We start from the raw sequence: 11,948 nt of genomic DNA, 5'->3' as shown, positions 1-11,948 counted from the left end.
TCGTTCTGCTGGAGGCGCGCCATCTCATAGGGGCTTGGCGGATAGAAAGCTTGTTGGTTGCCCAAAAGGGCAGCTTCGAAAATCATTTCCGGTGGCAGACTGCCCTCTGCCGCCTGGCCACCAATATCAGCCGGGGGCGCCAACGGTTCGGCGTCGCTTTGTCGATGCCTCTCGGAATCGTTCTTTTCATCGCGCTGGTCTCGGCGGATGAATCTGGGGAGATGCGGCGAGAAGGCGATACCCATGGTATCGACCGTCGGCGCGATTCTGGCGCTCATCTTCCTGTCCTAGAGCCACAATTGGCCAATGGCAGGCTATGAAGCCTTTCCTACATCTGCCTTTGTGCGGACAGGACGATTTTAAGACACACCTCTGCTTTTTGGAGGGATTGGGTAACCATGGCCGCCGGCAAACAAAAAGGGCCCCCGCTTCTGCGGAGGCCCTGTGGCCGATAGCGATTTTGGCGCCCCTTCTGGAGTGCTCGCCCGGATCGGACGGAGCGCCGCGGCTGTTCCGAAAATCTAGAGAGCGCGATTGACTGCGATACCGCGGGCCGATGCTGCGCGTGGCATCTTCACTTCGCCGCTGCGATCGTAGGTGCGGGTGTGGTCCTTGGCGCCAACCGTATCGGCGACGTCGCCGATCAGGTCTTCGGCGAGGTTCTTCGCAGTGGCGATAACGCGCAGGTTCTCGGCCATCTGGGTGGCGAGGGCGTCATGGTTCCTGTGCAGGCGGTCGAGCGAGGTCGGTGCTTCGGCAACAAGGCGTTCGGTCTGGCGCTGCACCGAGCGGGCGAAGACCACATAGTCCTGAGCGAGCTGGGTTTTCTGGGCGGTCAGGCCCGCGGCGTCGCGAAAACGGCCGGCGCGGAGGAGGGTGGTTTCTTCGTTCATCATGGTGACGAGTGCCTGAAGCGCGGATTCTGCCTGGGTGCAGAGGTCTTCGGCCGGCAGGCTGTCGAGAAACGCAATACGATCGGCTGCTGCAGACATTAGCGGTACACTCCTGATGGACGCATAGTGTTGTTGTTCTGGTTGGCTTCTTGCAGGGTGATCATGTCACCCAGGATTTGGTCGGCGATACCGAGGCCGCCGTTCTGCGCCATGGTATTGGCGAGCTGTTCGGCCTGCATGGATCGCCAGGTGTCTTCACCAAAGCCGCCACCAAAGCCGTTTTCCGATTTGGCCGTGGCGAACATTTCCTTGGTGAGAAGATTGAGGAACACGCCTTCGAGGTCCTCCGCCTGCTTCTTGAGCTTGTCGAGCTGGCGGCTATCGAGGCTGGTCTGGGTCTTTACGCCGTTGACGTTGGTTTCCATCACAGCACCTCGATCTCGGCCTGCAGGGCGCCGGTCGCCTTGATGGCCTGGAGGATGGCGATGAGGTCGCGGGGCGAGATGCCGAGCGCGTTGAGCCCGTCGACCAGTTCCTGCAGCGTTACGGATTCGTTGATCACCTGCAGCGCCGTGTCGGTCTGGGTCACGCTGAGGTCGGTATTGGGTTCGACCGCCGTTACGCCCTGGCTGAAGGGAGCAGGCTGAACCACTTCCGGATTCTCGGCGATGCTGACCGTCAGGTTCGACTGGGCCACGGCAACGCTCGACACCCGCACATCCTTGCCCATGACAATGATGCCGCTGTTTTCGTCGATGACGATCTTGGCCGACTGGTCGGTCTGGATGATGAGCTGTTCGACGTCCGTAAGAAGATCGACGATATTGCCGTTGAAATTGGTGGGCAGGGTGAGGCGCACGGTTGCCGGATCTTCCGGCACGGCGGTTGGAGCGCCGATGAAGTCGTTGATCGCCATGGCGATGCGGCGGGCCGTCGTCAGGTCTGAATTGCGCAGCGTCAGCCGCAGCGAATGCTGGGAGCCCAGATCGAAGTCGATTTCGCGTTCGATCAATGCGCCCGAAGAAATACGGCCGGTGGTCGGTACGCCCGAAACGATGCTCGCCGAGTCGCCTTCGGCCCTAAAACCGTTGATGGCGACCGGACCCTGGGCGATGGCATAGACTTCGCCATCGGCGCCGAGCAGGGGGGTTACGAGCAGCGTGCCGCCCTGCAGGCTCTTGGCGTTACCGAGCGAGGCAATCGAGACGTCCATGCGCGAACCCTGCGCGGCGAAGGGCGGCAGGCTTGCCGTCACCATCACAGCCGCAACGTTGGCGGTTCGCACATTCTCGCCCTGGGTATTCACGCCGAGGCGTTCGAGCATGGACTGCAGGGACTGCTTGGTGAACGGGGAATTGTTGAGGCTGTCGCCCGTACCGTTGAGACCGACGACGAGGCCATAGCCCACGAGCTGATTCTCGCGAACGCCTTCGACATAGACGATGTCCTTGATGCGGGCAGGAGCGGCGGCAACCTGGGCTATAGGCGCTAGAGACAGTGCTGCGCTGAGCGCTGCAGCAAGGCCTATGCGGAAGAATTTGTTCGGCATGTCTATCCCCGGTACGAAGCTGCACCATCCCCATGGCGCCGCGGTCGCTTTCGGTAATGCCAGAAGCGTGCCAAATCGCGAAAATCGGCTTAAGTGCTTCAATATAAAGGATAATGGTCCTCGGCACTGAGGCGTGGCGCTCGTTTATCTGCGCTGGTGTGCAATTCTTGCCGGGGTCATTAAGTCGCCATTAACCATGTAGGGCAGATTTTGCCTGCAACAGGAATCTCGGGGGCGAGTCAGTCAGTGCGTATAGAATCCGCCAATCGGATGAGCAGTGTAGCGTCGCGCGCTTCCGTAGGGAAATACGCGCCGGGCCAGTCTTTCACCATGTCCGATGTGTCCGCTCCGGCCCGCGTGGCTCGGGCTGCTCCTCTTTCGCAGGTGACCCCGCTCGACGCCATCCTTGCCATTCAGTCCGTGGGCGATGCCATGGGCGGCAAGCGCAAGGCGGTGAAGCGCGGCACGAACCTGCTCGACATCCTCGATGGCATCAAAGCCGATCTGCTAGTCGGAATCATCACACCCGAGCGCCTCGATGCGCTGGTCGAAGAGCTCAGCATCTATCGTGATCGCACCGATGAAGGGCTAGATGCCATCCTCGATGACATCGAATTGCGGGTGCGTGTCGAGCTCGCCAAACAGGGCAGATTCCCCGACTTTTGAACCAATTGTGGACAAAGGCGGGCTCAAGCTTCATCAAAATGTTGTCAGAATCGCGCTATGCACCTGAAGCAAAGGGGCTTTTCATAGTTAAGGCTCTTTAAGAACTTAGCTTGCTCGGGGTTGACCTGCGGCATATATAGGCCGCCGTGGGGTGCATTGGAGTTGAGTCTGCTGATGTCTTCGGTTGAAGTGATTGAATACCGGCCGAGTGAAAACGAGCCGTTCATGAACCCGCGGATGCGGGAGTACTTCCGAAACAAACTTCTGGCCTGGAAGGATGAGATCCTGCGCGAAAGCCGCGGTACTCTCGAGAACCTCCAGGAAGAGAGCCAGAACCATCCTGATATGGCCGACCGGGCAAGCTCGGAAAGCGACAGGGCACTGGAGCTTCGGACACGTGATCGCCAGCGCAAGTTGATCGGCAAGATCGACTCGGCAATGAAGCGGATCGATGACGGCACCTACGGCTTCTGCGAAGAAACCGGCGACCCGATTGGTGTCGCCCGCCTCGACGCCCGCCCGACCGCCACGCTCAGCCTCGAGGCGCAGGAGCTGCACGAGCGGCGCGAGAAGGTCTATCGCGACGAGTAAGACAGAGATTTGAAAGCCCGCTTCCGAGCGGGCTTTTCCTTTTGAGTCCGCTTTTGCCGCTTAGCCTTTCTTCGGAAAGCCTTTTTTGAATTCCACGCGCGTGCCGTGGAAGATCGAATTGCCCTCGTTCAATACCGAGTGCAATTCCTGGGGCGGCATTTGCAGCACCAGCGGCAGGTCGAACTCGTGCGGTATGGGCAATTGCACCTCGCGCCCCTCCGCATCGAAATCCCGTAGTGGCACCAATCGGTCGATAACGAAGACTGACGGATAACGATGGTGATGCAACGGCTCTGGAATGCCGGGCTGCAGCGTCACAGAGAGAACCCGGATCAGGTCATCCTCGTAGAGCACGTCGTGATTATCGGGCGCGGCGGCTACGCCGTCCTTTGCCGGCTCCCAGTCTGTCGGGGTGTGATTGCCTTGGCTTGCATCGAAAAAGGTCATTGCCGTTCCTCCGTTTGGCGGAAGGAACAGTGCGGGGCCGTGGAATTTATGTCCCAAAGACGCGGCAAAATCTTCCAAACCGGCTATTCCGGCAGGCCTGCCAACCGCAATCCTTCAAGTATCGGCTCGATGCGTGACGGGATCATCGCCGGTTGGCCGGCCCGAATGCCGCTCACCGTCACGGTCGGCGTCAGCGCCAGCAGGGCATCGCGATAGCGTTGCGCCTCGCTTATGCGCCCGAGATGCGCGTTGGCCGCGATCAGCATCCAGTAAGTCGCGTCGAAATGCTGGTTCACCGCCAGAGCGTGTCCGGCCAGGGCCAGCGCTTTCTCGTGGGCGCCACGGATGATCTCGACCATGGAAAGGCCGCAGAGGGCAAAGCGTACGTCTGGATCGAGCGGCGCCAGAGCGACCACGCGGCTGAGCAAGGCTTCGGCCTCGTCGAGTTCGCCGCAGTGGATGGAGGCGACTCCAAAGGCGGCGAGGGCAAAAATGGAATTGGGATTGGCCTCGGCCGCAGCGCGGATTACCGCCATGCCGCTGCGGTAGTCCCGTCCGGCCTGCAGGAGCGACATGCCACATTGGGCCATGATGGTCGCGTCACCATTGGCGTGCTGCAGAGCGCGCCGCGCATAGCGGAGGCAGAGGTCGACGTCGTCCGCGCCAAGAGCGGGCCAGCCCATGGTGTGTCGATGCTCTAGTGCCCAGGAAGCCTGCATCAGGATGGCGGCATTATCCGGCTCGGCAAGGATTGCCGCCTGCAGCAGGCCAAAGGCTCGGCGGTTGGCGGCTTCGGATTCATCCATCAGGTCGGCCTGCGCCCTGAGGAATATGTCGTAGGTGGCCACACTGGTGGGACGATAGCGCCGCAGTTTTTCGAGTTCGTGGAATTGCACGGACGGCTGCACGCGCACGGCGACGCTCTCGACGATGCGATCCTGCATGGCGAAAACGTCGTCCAAAGTCCCGTCGAAGCGTTCGGCCCAGATCTGCGCGCCGCTTGCGCCATCAACAAGCTGGGTTGTCACGCGCAGGCGCGCTCTTTTCCGCCTGATGCTGCCTTCCAGCACATACTGGACGTCCAGTTCGCGGGCCGCGTTACGGCTGTCAACACCGTGGCCGCCATAGGCAAAGGCGACTGAACGCGACACTACAGTCAGGCTCTTGAACGAGGTGAGGGCGGTGATCAGGTCGGTCACGATGCCGTCGGCAAAATATCCGGCGTCCAGATCGCTTTCCGCATGGTCGAAGGGCAGCACGACAAGGCCAGGCTTTTCGTTTCGAACAGGGGTTTTCGGCGCGGCAAAGCGATAGCCAAGGCCTGGCACGGTTGCGATCCAATCGCCACCATCCGTCGCGGGTCCAAGGAGACGCCGTAGCGCCGAAATCTGTACCGTCAGGTTGGCCTCTTCGACGAAGAGGCCCGGCCAGGCCCGATCCATAAGTGCGTGCTTGGAAACCGTTGCGCCGCCCGCTTCGGCCAGAGCGCAGAGCAATGACATGGCGCGCTGTCCGATTTTCAGCGGTTCGCCGCCCCGGCGCAGCGTCTGGCTGGCCGGGTCGAGTTCGAACTCTCCGAAAGTCAGGGCATGCGGCATGCCCTCACGTTAGCGCCAAACGCGGTCTTGCAGAAGCGGCTCAGCTTTCGAGCCGTGACCGGTTGCGCTCGTGGATGGCCTCGGCCTCGGGCGACATCTGCTCGGCAAAATCTGCCATTTCGAAAACGGGGCGGATTTCGATCTCGCTGTCCGTCAGCATCGGATTGGGGCAGCGCTTCACCCATTCGACGGCTTCGTCCATGTCACGGACTTCCCAGATCCAGTAGCCGGCCACCAGTTCCTTGGTTTCGGCGAATGGGCCATCGATCACGGAACGATTGGAGCCGCTGAACAGGATGCGCTTGCCGTGTCGCGTGGACTTCAGGCCGTCGCCGCCGAGCATGATCCCGGCATCGACGAGTTGCTCGTTGTAGCGACCCATTTCCTCGAGCATCTTGGCATCGGGCAGGGTGTCGGCCTCGCTATCGGCGGTGGCTTTTACAAAAACGACGACACGCATCGGTTTCTCCTTTGTCGGCAGGGCCGAACTGGCCTGCTTACCTTAACGACGATCCTAGCCGCAGGGCTTCGACATTTCGGAGACGAAAACGCAAAAATGACAACGGGGCCTTTCGGCCCCGTCGGCATGTGATGGTTTGGGAGGTGTTCAGAACCCGAAGACTGTGGTGATGCCGCTCTGGCCGTTGCCGTTCTGCTGGCACTGGGCATTGGTTGCCTCGCCGAACTGGAAGAGACCGCAGGTGTTGTTGTTGCCGTTCTGGCTGATCGTACCGTTATGGCCATTGCCGTCCTGGACGATCAGGCCCGAATTGTTGGAGCCGTTCTGGTTGAAGCCGGCCGAATTGAAATTGCCGTTCTGGAAGGCATTGCCGCCATTGGCCGACATGCCCTGGACGACGGAGAACATGCGCAGGCCGAGGCCAAGCGCCTGGGCCTGGTCGGGATCGGTTGGCGAGAAGCCGATCGAAATCTGACCGCCGGCCATGGCAGGCGAAATGCCGATGAGAAGAGCGGTGACGGCGGCGGCGACGGTCTTGGTGAAGGTAGCGGTCATTTCTGTCTCTCCAAAGTGTTTGTGCGTTCCCGGTGCTGGTCTTCCAGCTCATGAAACGAGATTAGCCAGCCGCGACTGAACCCATTCGGAGCGAGGCATTCAGACTTCGTTCACTGATATCCCAGGCGACAAAAAAAGGCCCCGGCCGAAGCCGGGGCAGGTCTTGGGTCAAGGGAAGGTCATCCTGACCCGCTTCGTCGCGAGGCGCGACGAACTGGTAAACGCTCACGTCCGCGTAGCGGTCTGCGAGCAGTCGAACGTCTTGCCATTGGCCGTCACGGTGAAATCGACGCTGACATTGGAGCCGGCATTGATCATGACCTGTCCGAGAGAAACCTCGGCATTCGGCGCAGCGGAAAACTGACCGCCCTGGCTGATATTGGTGGAGCCACCGCCGCCGGCGCTTTTGAGTGCGAAGCGGTACTCGCCCGTCAGGGCAGTGGGGCTCACCAGCGTTCCCTCAAGCGCGAGCATTCCGCCCTGGGTTTTGCTGATGACGCCACAGGCGAAATCGCCGCCTGCTGCATTGGCATTGGCGGCAAATCCGATGGCGGTTATGGCCGCGGCGGCCGCGAGCGTTGTCTGAATGAGTGGGTGAAGCATGTCGTCCTCCTGATGAATGGAAGGGGCCGGCGGCGCCGGCCCCGTTTCGCAGAGGTTACGGGCAGGCCTGCACGAAGGCGGTCACATTGCCTGAGCCGTGCTGGGTGACGTTGGCGTTGCAATTGTTGCCGACCTGCACGCCGGCGGCGACATTGCCGTTGCCGTCCTGGGTCATGACGGCGGTGTGGTTGTTGCCGAACTGGCCGACGCCGCCCTGGTTGTTCCAGCCGTTCTGGTAAACGTCGCCGTAGTTGTTGTTGCCCTGCTGGCCGATGGCCGAGACGTTGTTGCCGCCATACTGCTGGCTCACGGCCGAGTTCCACCAGCCATTCTGGTGAGCGGCGAAGGTGTTGTTCCAGCCGGACTGACCGCCACCGACGGAGTTACCGAAACCGGTCTGGTCGACATAGATGCCGCCGGCCATGGCGGGGGCAGCAGAAGCCGCGATCACGGTGGCAGCAACGGCGGTCATGATGAACTTACGGATCATTTGAAGTCTCCTGGTTTGCTGCGGTCCCTCCGACCGCTTGTTGATGGAGACTGTTCTAGGCGTGTGATCCGGAACGGCATCTGAAGCGGCGATTCAGAATTCGTTCATCGGCGGAAAAATGCGGAAATGATTCCGCGGTTGGTCGTAAGTGTCTGCACAAAAAGAGATTCCCGTTTTCGCGGGAATCTCAGTCCACTCTATCCTCAAGCCCGTCCGTACCGGCGCTTCAGGTGCGCCTTGAAGAAATCGGCATTGAGCGGCTCGCCCGTTGCGCGCGTGATCAGGTCCGGCGTCGAATAGCGCGAGGCGGCCTGCCAGATATTGTCCGACCGCCACTGGTTGATTGCCCCGAATTCGCCCTGACGCATCTGCGCCCGCGCATCCGGCACGGCCTTTTCCATCGCGGCCCATTGCTGCGCCGCGATCATGGCGCCCAGTGTGTAGCTTGGGAAATAGCCAAAAGCGCCGCCCGGCCAGTGAACGTCCTGCATCGGCCCGTCCTTGGGATCGTTGATGGTCGAGATGCCAAGATATTCGGTCATCTTGGCGTCCCAGGCTTCCGGAATCTGGCTCGCTTCCAGCTTGCCCGCCACCAGTTCCTGTTCCAGCTCGTAGCGCAGGATGACATGGAGCGGATAAGTGACCTCGTCGGCATCGACGCGGATATAGCCGCGCTCGACATGGTTCACTTCGTTGAGAATATCGGCGATCTCCCACCCGGGGATCGCGTCATCGCCGAGGTGCTGACCCACCAGCGGCAGCAGGTATTCCCAGAATTCGGGACTGCGCGCGAGCTGCATTTCAACGAAGAGGCTCTGGCTCTCATGCATGCCCATGCCGCGTGCCTTGCCCAGCGGCCAATGCGACCAGTCTTTGGGCAGGCCCTGCTCATAAAGCGCATGGCCGGTCTCGTGCAGCACGCCCATCAGCGAAGAGAGAAATTCGTCCGTGCGATAACGCGTCGTCATGCGCACGTCAGTCGGCACGCCGCCGCAGAAGGGGTGATGCGATACGGCCAGCGAACCATGAGTGAAATCAAAGCCGACCGCGCGCATGGCGGCAAGGCCAAGTTCGCGCTGCTTTTCGATCGGGTAGGGGGCATTGAGCTGCTTGCGCGGGCGCTTGGCCAGACGCTCTTCCTGAACCGCCAGCGCCTCGGGCACAAAGTCCTTCAGGAAGTTCTTGAGGTCGGCAAAGATCGGATCGATTCCGGTTACGCGATTGCCCGGATCATATTGATCCATAAGGGCATCATAGGGCGCGAGTTTGAGCACGTCGGCCCGCAACTGCGCCTCTTCGCGCACCAGCGCCACGACGCCTTCGAGCGCCGGCAGGAAGGTATCCCAATCGCCCTTGGCCCGCAGATCGCGCCAAAGCTGTTCCGAGCGCATGGTCGCCGCCGTCCGCCGCTCGACGAACTCGGTGGGAAGGCACGTTGCATTAATATAGCTGCGCTCGAACTCACCCACGGCCAGCTTCTGATCGGTATCGAGATCTTCGCTCTTGGCCTTGGCAATCCAGTCGCCGATCTCAGGCGCCGTTGCCTGCGCGTGATACATGCCGGCCAGATTCGCCATGGCCTCGGCGCGCTTGTCACCACCGCCCACGGCCATATGGGTTGCCTCGTCGGCTCCAAGAATGGACAGCGCGTGCTCCAGCGCCTCAAGCTTGCGGCCGAGGGCGTCGAGTTTCTGGAAGGACATGGATCGGTCTCCTAAAGGTCGGGAGATGTTTTCCATAGAGATGGCGGGGGATCAAGGATCACGCGCGTCGTTCCGTGTAATCCGCGGCAGTCCGAAATGTACTGGGCAGCGTTGTATAGTTTTTCGTTATAGGGCAGCTATTTGGGCGATAGACGGCTACCCGCGGCTCCCATAGACTGAAAACAATTTGGGAGGAAAACTTGAACAAAACAGTAAATTTGGCAGCGGTTCTTGCCCTTGGCGTTTCTCTGTTTGTAATTCCGCCTGCACTTGCAGAAACCTACCAATTGCCGATTGATGGCGGTACGACCATCATGAAGATTTTCCTCGATAACGGCGCTGCGAAACTCGTCAGCCGCAACAATAACGGTTCGGTCTATGAGGTGGAGATGGACGCGGGCGAGTGCATTGCCAATCTCGCCATCACCTTCACCAACGCCCCGAGACTCCGCACGCGATACGATGTGTGCAGCGAGAAGGGTATAGCCCTCACGAAGAGAACCATCGTCTGGTGACGGCGTTCGCTGCCCCAAAAAGGGCAGAGGCGCAGCCGGGGAGCTGCGCCTCATATAGGCCGTGTGGCTTCTGCCGATCGGCCGGGCGACCCTTCTGGATCGGCCCGGGGGAACGGCGGCGCGCAATGGGGACGACGCGCCGCCGAATTCTGTGATTGTTAGAAAGGCAGGATCGCGTCGAGGACCTGCTGGCCGTAGCGCGGCTGCTGCACATCGGTGATCTGGCCGCGGCCGCCGTAGGAAATGCGGGCTTCGGCGATCTTGGTCGAGGCGATGGTGTTGTTCGCCTGGATATCCGATGGGCGCACGATGCCAGAGACGATCAGGTCGCGCACTTCGAAGTTCACACGCACTTCCTGGCGGCCTTCGATTACGAGATTGCCGTTGGGCAGCACCTGGGTGATCACGGCGGCGATGGAGGTTTCCAGCGCTTCCGAGCGGTTCACCGAACCGGCGCCGGCGTCGTTGATGCCCGAGGTCAGGTCGATGGCCGCAGACGGGTCGATGGTGCCACCCGACAGGTTTTCCACGGCGGAGCCGAAAATACCGCCCATACCGGCAGAATTGGTCGAGGAGCGGTTACGGTTGGTCGTGTTGCTGATCTTGGCGCTGTCGTCGACCATGACCTTGACGGTCAGGATGTCGCCGACGCGGTGAGCGCGCTCGTCCTTGAAAAAGCCCCTGGCCGAAGTGCGGTAGAGCGAGTTCGACTGATAGGTATCGGCCATCGGCTCTGGCATCGGCATGCGGACCGGCTGATAGCCGGCCATCGCTGTCGGGTCCTGGATCTGGGTCAGCGCCGGAGCGTTTCCGACATCGGCGAGCCGGTCCATGGTGTTGCAGGCGCCCAGGGCGGCGGTCAGCGTTAGGATTGTGGCGATCTTGAAGGTTTTCATTGTTTCGATCCCGATTAGAGGCCGGCGAGCGACACGGGCGCACCGGTCACTTCGACCGTGCCCGGCGCTACGGCCGTCGCGCTGATCACGCGCTTTGACATGAGGTTGAGTACCTGCAGGCTGGAACCGCTGCTGGCACTGGTGATGGCCTGGCCCTTGACAGTCAGGGTCATGGGGCCGCGCCTATAGATGATGGTCACCAGATCGTTCTTGGTGACGGCCAGCGGAGCGCTGACATCGGAAAGGCGCAGCAGCATGCCCTCGCGGCTCTGGCGATTGAGCGCCATGCCGACGAGCTGCTCGATGGGCGCAAACGCATAGGCATTGGCCTGTCCTGCCGGCACCGGTTGCATGATCAGATGCTCGGGCAGGAGGATCGTACCGGCCGGCAGGTTCGCTGCCAGATGCGGCATTTCCACCGTCATGTCGATCGTGCCGGACAGGTCCAGCACGCGGCCAGTATCCGCGAGGACGAAGCGAGCCGAAAAGTCACGGCCGCCGCTGGTGTAACGCAGGCTGTCGAGCCGGACGGGCGCGCCATTCGCCGAAACCTGGATCGGGTCGATGAAGCGCGAGAACTGCACGGCAGTTTCAACGCCAGGACCGAGCAGACCCCGGGCCGAAAGATCCGCCATTACCAGGTCCTTGAGTTCGGCTTCGTCGACGATCGTACCGACGCGGGTGACATTCACCGCCGAAAGGCCATTGGCCTCGAAGCTGGTGATGCCAATGCGGGCCGCGGCGGCGCGGATGGCGGAAATATCCACCGTGCCGGTCGTGCCTGGGGCAGGGGCGCTGAAGATCGCCGTCTCGGCAAGCGGGCCGGCGTCATCGAACATATCGGCCACGGTGACGACCTTGGCGGTCACCGTGACGTCGCCGCGCAGCGCGGGCGCTGCCTCGGCGGTGGCGGCTGTGAGCGAAAGCATGCTCACCAGGGCCAGTTTTGAAAAATGGCTCAATGGTGCCTCCTATTACCGGA

The 11,948-nt window shown here is 61.2% G+C and carries 16 protein-coding genes; 3 read left to right on the top strand and 13 right to left on the bottom strand.

Annotated elements, in window-relative coordinates; all coding sequences use genetic code 11:
- From ABW043_RS18640 to ABW043_RS18625, 4 genes are all read right to left on the bottom strand, one after another.
- Positions 1–245: hypothetical protein (locus ABW043_RS18640; RefSeq protein WP_353922702.1), on the bottom strand; the 245-nt coding region annotated here is incomplete at its 3' end.
- Between the two features lie 276 nt (positions 246–521).
- Positions 522–992, bottom strand: coding sequence for a hypothetical protein (locus ABW043_RS18635; protein ID WP_353922701.1), 471 nt, complete (start codon positions 990–992; stop codon positions 522–524).
- Positions 992–1,318 (bottom strand): rod-binding protein, encoded by a 327-nt coding sequence (locus tag ABW043_RS18630; RefSeq protein WP_353922700.1) that lies wholly within the window; start codon positions 1,316–1,318, stop codon positions 992–994. Before ABW043_RS18630 ends, ABW043_RS18635 begins: the two co-directional genes overlap by 1 nt.
- Positions 1,318–2,442, bottom strand: coding sequence for a flagellar basal body P-ring protein FlgI (locus tag ABW043_RS18625; RefSeq protein ID WP_353922699.1), 1,125 nt, complete (start codon positions 2,440–2,442; stop codon positions 1,318–1,320). Before ABW043_RS18625 ends, ABW043_RS18630 begins: the two co-directional genes overlap by 1 nt.
- 246 nt (positions 2,443–2,688) lie before the next feature.
- Between ABW043_RS18625 and ABW043_RS18620 the strand changes: the two genes are divergently transcribed.
- Both ABW043_RS18620 and dksA read left to right on the top strand, forming a co-directional pair.
- Positions 2,689–3,108: a flagellar assembly protein FliX gene (locus tag ABW043_RS18620; RefSeq protein WP_353922698.1), complete on the top strand. Its 420-nt coding sequence runs from the start codon at positions 2,689–2,691 to the stop codon at positions 3,106–3,108.
- Positions 3,109–3,282: 174 nt separating this feature from the next.
- Positions 3,283–3,699, top strand: a complete 417-nt coding sequence (gene dksA / locus ABW043_RS18615; protein ID WP_353922697.1) for an RNA polymerase-binding protein DksA — start codon at positions 3,283–3,285, stop codon at positions 3,697–3,699.
- A gap of 60 nt (positions 3,700–3,759) precedes the next feature.
- On the opposite strand, the gene ABW043_RS18610 is transcribed toward dksA, so the two are convergent.
- The 7 genes from ABW043_RS18610 to ABW043_RS18580 all read right to left on the bottom strand — a co-directional run bounded on the left by ABW043_RS18610 (position 3,760) and on the right by ABW043_RS18580 (position 9,555).
- Positions 3,760–4,146: a hypothetical protein gene (locus tag ABW043_RS18610; RefSeq protein ID WP_353922696.1), complete on the bottom strand. Its 387-nt coding sequence runs from the start codon at positions 4,144–4,146 to the stop codon at positions 3,760–3,762.
- A gap of 83 nt (positions 4,147–4,229) precedes the next feature.
- Positions 4,230–5,744, bottom strand: a complete 1,515-nt coding sequence (locus ABW043_RS18605; RefSeq protein ID WP_353922695.1) for a winged helix-turn-helix domain-containing tetratricopeptide repeat protein — start codon at positions 5,742–5,744, stop codon at positions 4,230–4,232.
- A gap of 40 nt (positions 5,745–5,784) precedes the next feature.
- Entirely contained in the window at positions 5,785–6,204 is a 420-nt protein-coding gene (locus ABW043_RS18600; protein ID WP_353922694.1) for a YciI family protein, read from the bottom strand.
- 147 nt (positions 6,205–6,351) lie between these two features.
- The gene (locus ABW043_RS18595; protein ID WP_353922693.1) at positions 6,352–6,759 is read right to left on the bottom strand and encodes a curlin; all 408 of its coding nucleotides are present in this window, start codon (positions 6,757–6,759) and stop codon (positions 6,352–6,354) included.
- Positions 6,760–6,984: 225 nt separating this feature from the next.
- Entirely contained in the window at positions 6,985–7,362 is a 378-nt protein-coding gene (gene csgH / locus ABW043_RS18590) for a curli-like amyloid fiber formation chaperone CsgH (protein WP_353922692.1), read from the bottom strand.
- Between the two features lie 55 nt (positions 7,363–7,417).
- Complete coding sequence (locus ABW043_RS18585) at positions 7,418–7,852, bottom strand: curlin (protein WP_353922691.1); 435 nt, start codon at positions 7,850–7,852, stop codon at positions 7,418–7,420.
- Positions 7,853–8,055: 203 nt separating this feature from the next.
- The gene (locus ABW043_RS18580) at positions 8,056–9,555 is read right to left on the bottom strand and encodes a carboxypeptidase M32 (RefSeq protein ID WP_353922690.1); all 1,500 of its coding nucleotides are present in this window, start codon (positions 9,553–9,555) and stop codon (positions 8,056–8,058) included.
- A gap of 200 nt (positions 9,556–9,755) precedes the next feature.
- Between ABW043_RS18580 and ABW043_RS18575 the strand changes: the two genes are divergently transcribed.
- Positions 9,756–10,070, top strand: coding sequence for a hypothetical protein (locus ABW043_RS18575; protein ID WP_353922689.1), 315 nt, complete (start codon positions 9,756–9,758; stop codon positions 10,068–10,070).
- Positions 10,071–10,228: 158 nt separating this feature from the next.
- Here ABW043_RS18575 and flgH read toward each other — a convergent pair whose 3' ends face one another.
- Entirely contained in the window at positions 10,229–10,966 is a 738-nt protein-coding gene (flgH, locus tag ABW043_RS18570; RefSeq protein WP_353922688.1) for a flagellar basal body L-ring protein FlgH, read from the bottom strand.
- A 14-nt stretch (positions 10,967–10,980) separates the two neighbouring features.
- A complete protein-coding gene (gene flgA, locus ABW043_RS18565; protein WP_353922687.1) occupies positions 10,981–11,928 on the bottom strand; it encodes a flagellar basal body P-ring formation chaperone FlgA in 948 nt (315 codons plus the stop codon).
- Positions 11,929–11,948: the final 20 nt, after the last annotated feature.

Origin of the sequence: Devosia sp. (assembly GCF_040509215.1) — a bacterium.
In the GTDB taxonomy this organism is placed as follows: domain Bacteria; phylum Pseudomonadota; class Alphaproteobacteria; order Rhizobiales; family Devosiaceae; genus Devosia.
The sequence above is the reverse complement of the archived record's forward strand: the minus strand, read 5'-3'. Positions and strand labels throughout refer to the sequence as shown.